Origin of the sequence: Nonomuraea pusilla (assembly GCF_900109355.1) — a bacterium.
Lineage (GTDB): Bacteria > Actinomycetota > Actinomycetes > Streptosporangiales > Streptosporangiaceae > Nonomuraea > Nonomuraea pusilla.
The window spans coordinates 98,955-114,364 of sequence record NZ_FOBF01000027.1 but is presented as its reverse complement, the minus strand read 5'-3'; the positions used below and the strand labels follow the sequence as shown (position 1 = coordinate 114,364).

The 15,410-nt window shown below is 74.7% G+C and carries 6 protein-coding genes; all 6 read left to right on the top strand.

Annotated elements, in window-relative coordinates; translation table 11 throughout:
* Window positions 1-2,594 (top strand): SDR family oxidoreductase (locus BMX74_RS38205; protein ID WP_218154191.1); only part of this gene is annotated, 2,594 nt, incomplete at its 5' end.
* A gap of 38 nt (window positions 2,595-2,632) precedes the next feature.
* Window positions 2,633-8,950 carry a type I polyketide synthase gene (locus tag BMX74_RS38200; RefSeq protein ID WP_091105329.1) on the top strand — a complete coding sequence of 2,106 codons (6,318 nt, stop codon included), beginning with the start codon at window positions 2,633-2,635 and terminating at the stop codon, window positions 8,948-8,950.
* The gene (locus BMX74_RS38195) at window positions 8,943-10,064 is read left to right on the top strand and encodes a DNA alkylation repair protein (RefSeq protein ID WP_055510259.1); all 1,122 of its coding nucleotides are present in this window, start codon (window positions 8,943-8,945) and stop codon (window positions 10,062-10,064) included. The genes BMX74_RS38200 and BMX74_RS38195 overlap by 8 nt, the downstream gene beginning before the upstream one ends.
* Window positions 10,061-13,864 carry a bifunctional SDR family oxidoreductase/pyridoxal phosphate-dependent aminotransferase family protein gene (locus BMX74_RS38190; RefSeq protein WP_091105327.1) on the top strand — a complete coding sequence of 1,268 codons (3,804 nt, stop codon included), beginning with the start codon at window positions 10,061-10,063 and terminating at the stop codon, window positions 13,862-13,864. The genes BMX74_RS38195 and BMX74_RS38190 overlap by 4 nt, the downstream gene beginning before the upstream one ends.
* 91 nt (window positions 13,865-13,955) lie before the next feature.
* The gene (locus tag BMX74_RS38185; protein ID WP_055510263.1) at window positions 13,956-14,264 is read left to right on the top strand and encodes a hypothetical protein; all 309 of its coding nucleotides are present in this window, start codon (window positions 13,956-13,958) and stop codon (window positions 14,262-14,264) included.
* Entirely contained in the window at window positions 14,261-15,406 is a 1,146-nt protein-coding gene (locus BMX74_RS38180) for an arginase family protein (protein WP_055510265.1), read from the top strand. The genes BMX74_RS38185 and BMX74_RS38180 overlap by 4 nt, the downstream gene beginning before the upstream one ends.
* Window positions 15,407-15,410: the final 4 nt, after the last annotated feature.

Here is a 15,410-nt window from a genome sequence, read left to right as displayed (position 1 = left end):
CGGATCGTTCGCAGTTCTGTGCGCTGGGGTCGGTGAAGACGAATGTGGGGCATCTGGAGCCGGCGGCGGGGCTTGCGGGGTTGGTGAAGGTGCTGTTGGCGATGGAGTACGGGGTGGTGCCGCCGTCGTTGCATGTGCGGCGGCCGAATGATCACATTCGGTTCGAGGAGACGCCGTTCTTCGTGGTGGATCGTCCGTGGTTGTGGCCGCGGGGTGAGGGGGTGCGGCGGGCGGCGGTCAGTGCGTTCGGGATGGGTGGTGTGAACGCGCATGTGATCGTGGAGGAGCCTCCGGTGGTGTCCCGGCGGGCGCCGCTGGTTCAGGACAGTCATCTGGTGCGGGTGACGGGTGCGGACGAGGTGGCGGTGCGTGCCCTGGCCGCCGCCTACGCCGACCGGTTCGACACCGTGCGCGACCCCTGGGAGACCGCCGACCTGTGCCACACGGCCAACGTCGGCCGTTCCCCGCTGGAGTTCCAGACGGCCGTCCACGGACGCGACGCCGCCGAGCTCGCGGCGGCCCTGCGCGACGTCGCCGCGGGCCGCGTACGGGTCGCCCGCGCCGACCTCGACCTGAGCGCCGAGCAGGGGGCCGCCGAGGACCACGCCGCCGAGCAGGAGGCCGCCGAAGGCCACGCCGCCGTCGCAGATCTCGTGCGCGCCGGGTACGTCCACGTCGACTGGCCCGCGCTCTCCGCTCCCGGCGCCCGGACCACGGACCTGCCGACGTATCCGTTCGCCCCGGAGAGGCACTGGCACACGCACGGCCGCTCCGCATCGACGGCGGCCGCATCGGCCACGGCTCCGGCCCGGACGATCAGTGGCGCGACGGCGACGCCGGCCCAGGAGGGCCCCGAGGCGTTCCGGGTCGAGTGGCGCGAGCGCGAACTCCCCGCCGGGCCCTCGGCGGCGCCCGGCACCGTACGCCTGGTCGTCGCGGATCCCGCCCTCAGGGAGGCGCTCACGGCCGAGCTCCGCGCCCGGGGCGCGTCCGTCGCCGAGCCGGGGCGGAGCGCGGACGCCGTCATCGCCGTCGACACCTCCTCGCCCGGCGAACCGCTCGACCTGGGCGCGTTCTGGACCGAACTGGGGGGACTCGTCAGGGAGCTGCCGCCGCACGGCGGGCTGCTGTGGGCCGGCTGCCACGGCGCCGCCGTCCACCCAGGGGAACGCGCGGCCCTGCGGCCGGAAGCGGCGGCCATGGCCATGGCCGCGGCGGCCGCCTGCGCCGAGAGCCGCAGGCCCGGCGCGGTCGTCCACCTGGACCCGGACGAGCCGGCCGAGGTCCTGGCCAGGAGGCTCGCCGCCGAGTACGCGGCGCTGCGCCACGGCGCCGAGGGCGTGGTCGCGGCCTACCGCCGAGGCGTCAGGTACGCGCAGGACCTGGCCGCCGCCGCGGCCGGGCCGCGCTACGAGCCGTCCGCCGACGGCTACTACCTGGTGACCGGCGGCCTCGGCGCCATCGGACGGCGCCTGACCGAGCGGCTGATCGACCGTGGCGCACGGCGGGTCGGCATCGTCGGCCGGTCCGTGATCGACGCCGGCCGGTCCGCCCCGCTGCGGGAGCTCGCACGCCGGGCCGACGTGGCGTACCTGCCCTGCGACGTGTCGGACGCGTCGGCCCTCGCGGCCGTGGCCGAGGAGCTGGGGACGCGCTGGGGACGGCTGCGCGGCGTCGTGCACTGCTCCGGCGCGGCCAACCCGTTCGGCGCGATGCACCGCCGGCCCTGGGGTGACGCCGCCAGGGTGATCGCTCCGAAGGCGGCGGGCTCGCTGAACGTCGTACGGCTGGCGAAGGACCGGGGCGCCGACTTCGTGGCCCTGGTGTCGTCCGTCGCCGGCGCGCGGGCCTCGGCCGGCCGGGGCCTCGTCGACTACAGCCTCGCCAACGCCTACCAGCTCGCCCTCGCCGAACGGGAGAACGACATCGACACCGTCGTCACCGCCCACGCCTGGCCCAACTGGACGGGCGTCGGCATGGAGGCCGACGCGTCCTTCGCCGCAGCCCACTCCCTCGACGCCGGCGAGGCGGAGACCGCGTTCTTCGGCCATCTGCTCACCGGCGGCGCCGTGATCTTCCCCGGCCGGGCGCCTGCACCCCCGACCGGCGCCCCCGCCGGCACCGGGCACCCGACGGCCGCCACGGCGGGCCTCCCCGCCGTCGTCCCTACCGTCGTCCCTACGGCGGCGGGACGGGACCTCGCGGCGATGCGCGCGTCCGTGCGCGACGCCTTCGTCCACGTGCTGGGCGAGGACCCGGGCGAGCGCCCGCTCCAGGGGCTGGGGATCGACTCCCTGGTCATCGCGGAGCTCGTGACGGCCCTGGAGCAGCGCGCCAGCCTCACCGTCGATCCGTCGTCGCTGATGCGCGCGCGCACGGCCGACGACCTCGCCGCGGGACTCGCCACGACGGCGGGCGGCCCACCATCGCAAGCACCGTCGCGAGCGCCGTCGCGAGCGCCGTCTCAAGCGCCGTCTCAAGCACCATCGCAAGCACCGTTTCAGGCATCGTCTCAAGCGCCGGCCGCCGACGACCGCGCCGCCGCGCTGAGCGTCCTGCTGCGCCCCCTGCTCCAGGGCGGCGGGGAGCGGTGACGCCATCCATGACCGAGGACACGACAGAAAGGACGGGAGTGAGCGAGCTGGACGGCCGCATCGCCGTCATCGGCCTGGCGGCACGGCTGCCGGGGGCCGAGGACGTCGCCGACCTGACGGACACGCTGGAGCACGACACGATCGAGATCGGCGAGGTCCCGCCGAGCAGATGGCGCCGCGACCTGTACCTCGGTGACGGCCCGCACCAGGGCTCCCATCACCGCGGCGGGTTCCTGCTCGACCCGTTCTCCTTCGATCACGAGGCGTTCGGCCTCACCGCGCAGGACGCCGTCCACCTCGACCCGCAGCAGCGGATGATGCTGGAAGTCGGCGGCCGGGCGCTGGAGGACTCCGGGTACCTGAGGTCGCGCCGCCGGCTGAACGCGGGCGTGTTCATCGGCGCCCGCATGAACGCCTACGGCTTCGACCACGGGCGCGGCCTGGCCGGGACGCCGGAACCCGCCGGCCGCCCGGCCGCCCTGTGGGGGCGGTCGCAGAACTTCATGGCGGCCTGGCTGTCCGACCGCTTCGACCTGTCGGGTCCGAGCCTGGTCGTCGACACGGCCTGCTCGTCCTCGCTGACGGCGGTGTGGCTCGCCTGCCAGAGCCTCGCGGCCGGCGCCACCGAGCTGGCCGTGGTCGGAGCGGTCGATCTGCTGATCGACCCGCTGACGTTCGTGCTGCTCTCACGCACCGGAGCCCTGTCCCCGGACGGCCTGTGCCGGACGTTCGACCGCAGGGCCGACGGCTACGTGCCGGGGGAGGGCGCCGTCGCGCTCGTCCTGAAGCCGATGCGGGCGGCCCTGGCCGACCACGACCTGATCCTCGGCGCGATCAGCGCGACCGCGGTCAACAACGACGGCTCCACCATGGGCGTCACGACGCCGAACCTGGACGCCCAGGTGGAGCTGCTGAGCAAGGTCTACGAGACGATCGACCCGGCCACCGTCCAGTACGTCGAGGCGCACGGCACCGGCACCGCCATCGGAGACCCGATCGAGGCGCGCGCCCTCACCGAGGTGTTCGGCCGGCACGGCGTCCCCCGGAACTCCGTGGCCCTCGGCTCGCTCAAGCGCCGCATCGGCCACCTGCACTCGGCGTCGGGCCTCGCGGCGCTGGCGAAGGTCATCGTCATGCTGCGCGAGGGCGTCATCCCGGCGCTGACCGTCGAGGCCCCCAACCCCCGCCTCAACCTGTCCGCCGGCCCCTTCTACCTTCCCAGCGGCCGGCGCTCCTGGCCCGAGGCGCCGGTGCGGCGGGCGGCGGTGAGCGGTTTCGGCTTCGGCGGCACGAACGCCCACGTCGTCGTGGAGGCCGCGCCCGAGGCCCCGGCCGGGCCGGCGCGGGACGAGGCGCCCGCCCGGACGGTCCACGTGCTGCCCCTGTCGGCGGACAGCTCCTACGCGCTGCGCGAACTGGCGGCGCAGTGGCTCCGGTTCCTGCCCACCGTGGCCGACGACCTCGACGACGTGTGCGCCACGGCGCGGCTGGCCCGTCCGCACCGCCGCGAACGGCTGGCCGTCACCGGGGCCGACGCCGGCGAGCTGGCCTCCGCTCTGCGCGCGTGGCTGCTCAGGGACGGCGACGCCGGCAGGCCCCGCGTCACCGTGCCGGTGCGCCCGCAGGCCGCTCCTGACGCCCTCGCGTGGCTGGCGGCCCTCGTCCGCTCCGCGCCCGCCGTGCGCGAGGTCGTCGGCCTCTTCGAGACGGCCACCGGCGTGCCGCTTGCCGGGTTCCACGGCGAGTTGCTCCGGATCAGCGAAGGCGTCGCCCTCGCGGTGGCGCTGCGGGACCTGGGGCTGCCGGAGGACGCGGTGGATCTGCCCCTGGGATGGGAGGCCGTCAGGGACTTCGCCTGGGGACGCGTCCCCCTGGAGCAGGCGCTGGCCGACGTGCTCAAGCACGCGGGCGACGGGGAACCGGCCGCCGACGAGGGGGAGGTCTGCGCGCGGCTGGCCCCGGCGCGCGGCGAGCAGGAGGTGGCCGCGGTGCTCGCCGCGATCACCGCCGAACTCTTCGCGGCGGGACGCGACATCGACTGGTCCGCGTTCCAGGCGGGGCGCGGCTGGCGCAAGCGGCTGCTGCCCGCGGCCCAGCCGGCCGGTCCGGCCCTGGACCTGCGCGAGCCGCTGCGCTCGGCCGAACCGGGGACGCCCACGGAACTCCTCTCCGGCCGGAGCGCCGCCGGATACGCCTTCTCCCGGGTGTTCGGGCCCGGTGAGACCCCCATCGCGCAGCACGCCGTCTACCGGAAGATCATGCTTCCGGGTGTCGCCTGGTTCGACTTCCTGCGCGAGGGCGCCGCCCTGCACGGCGAGGCCTTCCACGGGGTCGCCGACATCCTCTTCCACCGCCCGCTGATCCCCACCGGGGCGCGCCGGGTGGTCTGCCAGGTGGACGGGCAGGGCCGGTTCACGGTCGAGGACGCGGAAAGCCGTGAGCCCTTCGTCACCGGCCGGTACCTCGCGCAGCCCGCCCACCGGCCTGACGCCGTGCCGCTCGCCTCGCTCCTGGACGCCTGCTCCGACCTCCACGCGGGCTCCGGCCTGTACCGGTGGCTGCGGCGCATCGGCTACCACCACGGCCGCTACTACCGGAACATCTCCTGGGTGGCCGGCCTGCCCGACGGCGGCACGCTCGCCCGCGTCGAGGGCCGCCGCCAGCGGGAGCTGAACCCGGACGGCGTCCAGCTCTTCCCCGGGCTGCTCGACAGCGTCACCATCGCCGCGATCGCCCCGGACAACCCGGTGTTCGGCGCCTCCGACGCGTCCGCGTTCATCCCTCTCTCGGTGGGCCGGGTGGACGTCCACGGCCCGCTGGACGACGCCGCCTACGTCCGCACGGAGATCGCCTTCTGGAACGACGAGGCCTGCCGGGTCACCCAGACGGTGACCGACGCGACGGGCCGGCCGCTGCTGGTCTTCGCCGACATGTCATCGAAACGGGTGCCGCTGTCGGCGTTCGACGACCACAAGCCCGACCACAAGCCTGACGACAAGCCCGACGACAAGCCGGACGAGACGGCGGTGGCGGTGGCGGTGGCGGCCGATCCGGCGGCGACCCAGGCCCAGGCCCAGTCCCCGGCCCCCGTCGCGCCCGCGACCCGGCTGGTGACGACCGTACGGCGGCCGGGGGCCGCCTCCCCGGCGGGCGGGCCCGCGGTGGCCGCGCGGGTGCTCTCCTGGTTCCTGGCGCTGACGGGCACGCCGGAGGAGCACGCCGACACGGAGTTCCTGTCCGCGGGGTTCGACTCGGTCGGGCTGGTGTCGCTGAGCGAGCGCATCTCCCAGGAGTACGGCCTGTCGCTGTATCCGACGGTGTTCTTCGAGTACCCGACCCCGCGGCTATTCGCCGACTTCATCGCGGTCGAGGCGCCGCACCTCGCGGACCTGCCGGCAGCCGCCGCGCCCGCACCCGCCGCCGCGCCGACACCGGCCGCCGCGCCGGCACCGGCGGCCGCGCCCGCACCGGCCGCCGCGCCGGCACCCGCCGCGGTGCCCGCGCCCGATGCGGCCGTCGCTTCGCGGGACACCCCCGCCGCGCGCGAGGATCGGGCTTTCGAGAAGGCGGAGGTCGCCGCCGCCGGTCCGGTCGGCGAAGCCAGGCCGGCGATCCCGACCCCGGCCGCCCGACAGCCCACCACGGCCGCCCGACAGCCCACCCCGGCCCCTCCACAGCGCACCACCGCCTCGGACGGCGCTCCGCGCTCACGCGACATCGCCGTCGTCGGCGCGGCCGTCCGGCTGCCCAGCGCCGACGGCCTCGCCGCCTTCGCGGAGCTGCTCGACGAGGGCAGGGACACCGTGCGCCCCCTGCCCGGCGGCCGCTGGGACCGGCCGCACGGCCCGGCCCCGTACGCCTCGTTCCTGGACCGCGTGGACGAGTTCGACCCCGCGCTCTTCCGGATCTCGCCCCGGGAGGCTCCGCTGATCGACCCGCAGGCGCGCATCGTGTACGAGACGATCTGGGAGGCCCTGGAGGACGGCGGCCGTCTCGGCGAACGCGCCGAGGGCAGCACCACCGGCCTGTGGATCGCCTACAGCCACGACCACTACCACGAGGAGCGGGCCCGCCACGGCATCCCTGACGGGCGCGGTCTCGGCCTGGAGGCGATGATCGCGAACCGGCTGTCCTACCTCATGGACTGGCACGGCCCGAGCACCCTCGTCAACACCCTGTGCTCCTCGTCGCTGGTGGCGCTGCACACCGCCATGCAGCACCTGCGCGCCGGAGACGTCGACACGGCGGTGATCGGCGCCGTGCACGCCGCCATCAGCCCCGAGTACTTCCGCTCCATGGGCGACCTCATGGCGCTGTCGCCGCGGCACCGCTGCCGCGCCTTCGACGACGCTGCGGACGGCTTCGTGCCCGGCGAAGGCGCCGTCGCCGTGGTGCTGCGCCGCCACGGCGACGCCGAGCGGGACGGCGACCGCGTCCGCGGCCTGATCAAGGGCGCGGCCGTGAACCACGGCGGCCGGACCACCCGCTACTCCGCGCCGAGCCCCAGAGCGCAGAGCGACGTCATCACCGCCGCGCTCAGGGACGCGGCCGTCACCCCGGACACCATCGAACTCGTCGAGGCGCACGGCACCGGGACGCGGCTGGGCGACCCGATCGAGATCGACGGGCTGACCAGGGCGTGGCGCCGGCACACGGACCGCTCCCAGTACTGCGCGATCGGGTCGCTGAAGTCGAACATCGGCCATCTGGAGCCGGCGGCGGGCCTCGCGGGACTGGTGAAGGTGCTGCTGGCCATGGAGCACGGCCGGATTCCGCCGACGCTCCACGTCACCCGCCCCAACGGCCACATCCGGTTCGAGGACACCCCGTTCTACCTCGCGGCCCGTGCCCAGCCGTGGCCGCGCGCGGACCGGCCGCGCCGCGCCGCGATCAGCGCCTTCGGCATGGGAGGCGTCAACGCGCACGTGATCGTGGAGGAGCCGCCCGCCCGGCCCGTCCCGGCGCCTCTCTCCCAGGACAGCCACATCGTGCGGGTCGGCGCGGCCAGCGAGCCCGCGCTGCGCGCCCTGGCCGGAGCGTACGCCGACCATGTCGCGGCGACGGCCGAGGACGGGCTCGGCCACTTCGCCCTCACCGCGAACGCCGCACGGGCCGCGCACCGTCACCGTGTGGCCGTGCACGGCGCCACCGCCGGGGAACTGGCCGCCCGGCTCGCCGAGGTCGCGGCGGGCACCACGCCGGCGACCCGGCACACCGGCAGGGCGACGACGACGGCGTTCCTGTTCACGGGGCAGGGCTCGCAGTACGCCGGCATGGGCAGGGGCCTGCTCGCCACCGAGCCGCACTTCCGCGACGCGCTGCACGAATGCGCCGAGCTCCTGGCGCCGTACACCGACGTGCCGCTGCTCGACCTGCTGCACGGCGAGGCCAGGCACCTGCTGGACCAGACCGGGTACGCGCAGATCGGCATCGTCAGCGTGCAGGTCGCCCTCGTGCGGTGCCTGGAGCAGGCCGGCATCCGGCCGGGTGTGGTCGCCGGGCACAGCCTCGGCGAGCTGACCGCGGCCTGGGCCGCCGGCGTGCTGACGCTGCCCGACCTGCTGCGGCTGACCGCGGTGCGCGGCCGGCTGATGCAGGCGCAGCCCGCCGGCGGGACCATGGCCGTCGTCCACGCCGACGCCCACACCCTCACGGCCGCGCTCCGGTCCCATCCCGGCGTCGAGATCGCCGCCTACAACGCGCCGCGGGTGCAGACCATCAGCGGGCCCGCCGAGGCCGTCGACCGGTTCCGGGCGCTGACGGCGGAACGCGTGCAGCCGCTGACGGTCAGTCACGCCTTCCACTCGGCGCTGATGGACGACGCCGTCGCCCCGTTCGCCGACGCCGTGGCCGAGACCCCCCTCAGCCCGCCGGTGATCCCCTTCGTCAGCGCCGTCACCGGCACCTGGCACACGACGGGCACCGCGACCGACCCCTCGTACTGGGCGCAGGCCATCCGCAGGCCCGTCCGGTTCGCCCAGGCCGTCGCCACGCTGGGCGAGACGGGCCCGCACACCGTGTGGGAGGTCGGCCCCCACCCGCAGCTGATCCCCCTGGCCCGCGCCACGCTCACCGAGCCAGGCTCGGGCCCCCACCCGGCGTGGATCGCCACGCTCCAGCGCGGGCGCGGCGACCAGGCCCAGCTCCACGCCGCGCTGGCCGCCCACCACAACCACACCGGCGCCGACCTGAACTGGACCGGCCTCCACCACGGCAAGCACCAGCGCATCACCGGCATCCCGACCTATCCGTTCCACCGGCAGCGTTTCTGGATCCCGGCCGACGCCCGGGACCCCGGGGACGTCTCCGACGGCACGCACCCCGACCACAGGAGAAGGCCCGAGCACCATGGCTAGCGAGTACGGACTGAAGCGACACTTCAACGGCGAGGCCGCACACCTCATCGGCGGCAGGATCCGCGCCGTGCACCCCGAGTTCGACGTCGAGAGCTACGCCGCCGAGGTCGAGCGGCGGATACCGGGCAAGGAGCTGAAGGACCGCGTCCTGGTGCTGGCCGAGGGCCTGCGCACACGGCTGCCCGACGACTATCCCGGCGCCGTGTCGATCCTCCTGTCGATCCTCGGCGACGAACTCGCCGAAGGCGAGGGCATGTTCAACACCAGCTGGTTCCTGATGCCGGTGGCCAGGTTCGTGGAGGAGTACGGCCTCGACCATCCCGAGCTGTCCCTCGACGCCATCGAGGAGATCACCAGGCGGCACACCGGCGAGTACGCGATCCGGCCCTACATCGAGCGGCACTACGAGCCGACGATGAAGCGGATCGCCGAGTGGGCGCACAGCCCGAGCCACAACGTGCGGCGCCTGGCCAGCGAGGGCGTCAGGCCGCGCCTGCCCTGGGCCCGCACCCTCGGCATGTTCGTCGAGGACCCGCGGCCCGTCCTCGAGATCCTCGAACCCCTGCGCAGCGACCCCTCCGAGTACGTGCGCAAGTCCGTCGCGAACAACCTCAACGACATCTCCAAGGACACGCCCGACGCCGCCCTCGCCACGGCGTCGCGCTGGCTGGAGGAGAGCCCCACCCCCGAGACCGCCTGGACCGTCAGGCACGGGCTGCGCACTCTCGTGAAGAAGGGCGACCAGCAGGCCCTGGCCATCCTCGGCGCGACGGGCGGCGAACGGGTCCAGGTGCCCCGGCTGACCGTCACCCCGTCGTGGGTGAGCGTCGGGGACACCCTCGTCATCGACCTCGACGTCGCGAACACCGACGACCGGGCCCACAGCGTCACCGTCGACTACGTCGTCCACCACGTGCGCAAGAACGGCCGCAGCATCCCCAAGGTCTTCAAGCTCACGACCCTCGACCTCGCCGCCGGCGAACGGCGGAGCCTGCGGAAGTCCCACCCGATCAAGGAGGTGCAGACCCGCACGTACTACCCGGGCGAGCATCGCGTCGACATCCAGGTCAACGGCCTGGTGAAGGCCACCCAGCGATTCGGCCTGCGCACATGAGCGGAATCAGGCTCCACCTGCGCGCGGCCGATCCGCTGGTGGCGGACCACCGGATCGGCGACACCCCGGTCATCGCGGCCGCGACCCAGATCGACGCTGTGCTCCGCGCCTGCGACGCCCGGCGGCCCGACTCCGTCTGGACGCTGGAGCACGTCGCCTTCCGCGCGCCGCTGCGGGTGACAGGGCCGGACGTCGAGATCGAGGTCGTCACGGCCGAGGACGGGCAGTGCTCGGTCCGCTCGGCGGGCGTCGAGTACGGCAGCGCCCGCACGCGGGGCGAACCGCTGCCGCCGCCCCGCTATCTCGACGTCACCGCCCTGCGCGCCGGCTGCGAGCGGGACGTCCCGCTGACGGACGTGGCCGCGTGGCGGCGCGCCAGCGGCATCACCTACGGGCCGGCCTTCCAGGCGATCCGGACGGCGTACGCGGGACCGGGCCGGATGCTGGCCGTCCTGCGCGCGACCGACGACCTGCACGCGCCGGCCTTCGTGCCGCCGCCGCTGCTCGACGGCGTCTTCCAGTGCCTCGGCATGCTCGACACCGGCGCCGCCCAGGCGTTCCTGCCCTGGCACGTCGGCCGGATCGTCGCCCGCCGCAGGATCACCGGCACGGTCCTGGCCCTGGTCGAGCGGGACACGGCGCAGGGCGCCGCCGGCGCCGCCCTGCGCGGCCGGGCCACCGTCTGCAACCAGCAAGGCGAGGTGCTGCTCGAACTGGAGCGCATTACGCTCAAGGCCGCCTCGTTCCGCGCGCCCCAGCCGCCGCCCGCCGCGACGCCCCCGCTGGTCCAGACCGTCACGTGGCGGAGGACCGACCCGGCCGCCGCGCCGTCGGCGCCCGGGTCGGCCTCCGCGCCGTCGGCGCTTGACGGGCCCGTGCTGCTCGTCTCGGAGCACGACGTCGCGGCGCCGCCCGGCAGGCTCACCGTGCGGCTGACGCCGGGCGAGCTGACCGTGGAACGACTCGACGAGACGCTCGCCGGCGGCCCCGTCCAGGAGGTGGTGTACGTCGCCCCCGAGGGCGTGGCGAGCCCGAAACAGGTGACCGCGGCCCTGCAGGGCGCCTTCACCCTCGTACGCCGGCTGGCGGCGCGCCCCCCGATGCCGGATCTGCTCATCGTCACCGCGGGGGCCCACGACGTCACGGGAGGGGAGCCCGTCGACCCCTTCATGACGGCGCTGTGGGGCTTGGGACGCACCCTGCGCCTGGAGCATCCCCGCACCACCGTGCGCCTGGTCGACCTGGAACCCGGCGGCGCCGCACCGCCGTGGGACGCGCCGCGCGCCGAGCTCGAACTCGCCAGGCGCGGCGGCTCCTGGCACGCGCCGTCGCTGGAACCGCACCCGCCCGCCACCGGCGCACCACCCCGGTTCCGGGGCGGGCGCTTCCTGATCACCGGCGGCATGGGCGCCATCGGCCTGCGGGTGGCGGAGTTCCTGGCCGAGGAGGGCTGCGCGCACCTGACCCTGGTCGGCAGGACCGTCCCCGACGGGGGAGAGACCCGGCGGCGGCTGGACCGGCTCGGCGCGCTCTGCGAGCTGGACGTCGTGGCCGCCGACGTGCGCTTCCTGCCCGGGGTGCTCGGCGGCGCCGCACGCTACGACGGCGTCTTCCACACCGCCGGGGTGCTCCGCGACGGCCTGGCGCGCAGCCTGACACCGCGGCAGGTGGAGGAGGTGCTCGACCCCAAGGTCGGCGGGGTCCACGCCCTCGCCGAGCTGGTGGCCGGGCACGCCCCGCCGGGCTTCGTCGCCCTGTTCTCGTCGATCTCGGCCGTACGCGCCAACCTCGGTCAGAGCTCCTACGCCGCCGCCAACGCCTACCTGGACGGCTACGCCGCGCGCCGCCGCGCCGCCGGCGAGCCCTGGTACAGCCTCGGCTGGGGCCTGTGGGCCATCGGCATGGGGGAGGACGTCGCCCCGAAGGCCGCCGCGCACGGCATTCCCGCTCTCACCGCGGACGACGGCGTCGCCCTGCTGCGTGCCGTCCTCAGCCGTCCTCCCGCGAACTACGTCCTGTCCGCCGCCGCGCACGCGAAGGGTGAACCGATGACCGCCGTCACACCGGAGAGCGGGCTGTGGCCGCAGCTCACCGCCGCCGTGAAGAAGATCCTCCACGTCGACGACGTCATGCCCGAGGACGACCTGCTGGAGCTGGGCCTCGATTCGATGATGGCGGTCGAGCTGGCCGCGTCCCTGTCCGGCGGCGGGCTCGACGTCGATCCCATGGTGTTCTTCGAGCACAGCCGTGTCGGCGTCCTGCTCGGCCGCCTGGAGTCGCTGCCCCGCACGGGAGCCGCCGGCGGCCCCGCCGCGGGGGAACCGCGCGAGACGCCCCCGCCGGTCCCCCGGGACGAGCGGCCCGCGCCGGCCCCCGAGGGCAGGGCCGCCGGCTCCTTCGTCTCCCCGTGGGACCGCTACCGTGAGCCGGCGTCCGCCCGGCCGGTGGAGAGCCCGCCGAGCCGCGTGCCGCCGAAGCCCGCCCCGCCGGTCCCGATCATCCCGACCGTCCCGACCGTCCCGGCGGCCCCGCCTCCCTCCGCCGCGCCTCGGGCCAACGGCCGCGTGCCGCGACGGACCCTGCCCGGCCGGCTGTCCAACGCCGCCGACGGCACCTTCCTCGACCGGCGCATCGACGCGCTCTCCGAGGAGGACCGCCTCATCGTCGCCAGGGACGAGTACTTCTACGAGCCCGTCATCGAGCAGGCCGAGGGCGCCAGGATCAAGTTCGACGGCCGCTGGTTCCTCAACTTCGCCTCGTACAGCTACCTGGGGCTCATCGGGCACGACTACATCGACCAGCAGGTCCTGGACGCGGTGGAACGGCACGGAACCGGCGCCCACGGCGTCCGGCTCCTGGCCGGGACCCTGCACCTGCACCGCGAACTGGAGCTGTCGCTCGCCCGCTTCCTCGGCGCCGAGGACGCCGTCGTCTACTCCAGCGGCTACATGGCCAACGTGGCCACGGTGAGCGCCCTCGTCGGCCCCGGCGACGTGATCGTGGGCGACGTCTACAACCACGCCAGCATCCTCGACGGATACCGGCTGTCCGGCGCCGACGTCATCACGTACGCGCACAACGACCTGGCCGACCTGGAGCGCGCCCTGAAGAAGGTGGGGGACGCGGGCCGGCTGGTGGTGACCGACGCCGTCTTCAGCATGGACGGCGACGTGGCCGACCTGCCGGGCATCCTGGAGCTGTGCGAGCGCTACGACGCTCCGCTCATGGTGGACGAGGCGCACAGCCTCGGCGTGCTCGGGGACACGGGACGCGGCATCACCGAGCACTTCGGCATCGACCCGGCCCGCGTCGACGTGAAGATGGGCACGCTGTCCAAGACCGTGCCCAGCGCGGGCGGCTACGTCGCGGGATCACGCGATCTGATCTTCGCGCTGAAGAACAACGCGCGCGGCTGGATGTTCTCGGCCGCCGCGACACCCGCCCAGGTGGCGGCGGCCAAGGCGGCCATCGAGGTGATGGCGGCCGCGCCGGAGCTCACCCGCGAGCTGCGGGCCAGGACGGCCCGCTACCACGAGCGGCTGCGCGCGCTCGGCTTCGACACGCTCGCCAGCGAGACACCGGTGGTGCCGATCATCTGCCGCAGCGCCGGTCAGGCGGGCGCCATGGCCAGGCTGTGCCAGCTCGACGGGCTGTTCGTGCAGCCCATCGTCTACCCGGCGGTGCCGCGGACGCTGCCCCGCCTGCGGACGATCGTCAACCTCAGCCATTCAGAAGCCGACCTGGACACCGCGGTCGCCACGCTGGAGAAGGCGGGCCGGGCCTGCGGCCTCATCTCCTGACCTGCGACCGGAAATCCGCACCTGCCTGACGGCGCCGACGCCGGCGCACCACGCGACACCAGCGAACGACGCGACACACAGGGGAAACGACATGAGCGAGATCGACACCGCCGCGTTCTTCTCAGCCGTACTGAAGACCATCGCCTCGACCCGCAACCACGGCACCGACCCGAACGAGCACGCCAAGGGCGTGGTGGAGCCGGCCGCGCGCATCCGCGCCGTCGAGGAGGAGGTCGGCGACCGGCCGCTCACCTCCCGCGAGGCAGCAGAGGTGCTGGAGCTGCTGGAGACCACCTTCAGGGCCAAGCGCACCCCCGGCGAGGAGCGGGAGTACTACCTGGAGTACATCGAGAAGGTCTCCGGGGTCGGCCGGGCCTCGCTGGGTGTGTCCGCCCCGTGAGCGCGCCCGGACCCGCGTGGTACAGCCACGAGCTGTGCTTCTGGCACGACCCCGGGCCAGGGTCGGGATACGTCCCGGTCGGGCCCGGGATCGAGCCGCTCAGGCAGTTCGCCGTGGACCCCGACCTGAGGCGGGCGGAGGGGCTGGTCAAGGCGTCGGGCGTGATGGACCGCTTCACCGCGGTGACCCCGGCGCCCGCCTCGGACGAGGACCTGCTGCTGGTGCACGTTCCGGAGCACGTCGAACGCGTCGAGGCGGCCTCGGCGGCCGGAGCCGGCGACGCGGGCGTGTACGCCCACGTGAACTACCACAGCGCCCAGGCGGCGCGGCTCGCCGCCGGAGCCTGCGCGCAGGCCGCCGTCGCCGTGCTGGACGGGCGGTTCGACCGGGCCTACTGCCTGGTGCGGCCGCCGGGCCACCACGCAGAACCCGACCGGGCGATGGCGCTGTGCCTGTACAACAACGTCGCCATCGCCGCCAGGGCCGCCCAGCGCCACGGGGCGCGCCGGGTGCTGATCCTCGACTGGGACGTGCACCACGGCAACGGCATCCAGCGGGTCTTCTACGAGGACCCCGACGTGCTGTACATCTCCCTCCACCAGGACGGGCTGTTCCCCGCGGCGTCCGGCGGCGTCCTGGAGACCGGCGCCGGCGCGGGCGCGGGCGCCACCCTCAACGTGCCGCTGCCCCCGGGCAGCGGGCACGCCGCCTACCTCGCCGTGATCGACCGCGTCGTGGAACCCGCCGCCCGCGCCTTCGGGCCCGAGCTGATCCTCGTCGCGGCGGGCGTCGACGCGGGCGGGCACGACCCGATGGGCCGCATGATGTGCACCAGCCGCACCCTGCACGCCATGACCTCGACGATGTGCCGGCTGGCCGGCGAGCTGACGGACGGACGGATCGTCTTCTGCCACGAAGGCGGCTACTCGGCCTGGTACCAGCCGATGCTGGTGCTGGGCACCGCCAGTGCGATCGCCGGCCTCCCCGCCCCGCACGACCCGTTCCTGCACTCGCTCGAACACCTTCCAGGCCAGCGGCTGCAGCCGCACCAGAACCGGGTGATCGAGCACCTTCGAACCCGCCATCCGCTGCTCGCCGGTCAGTTGTCCGCGGCCGGCCCGGGGCCCGGAGGAGACCATTAGCACC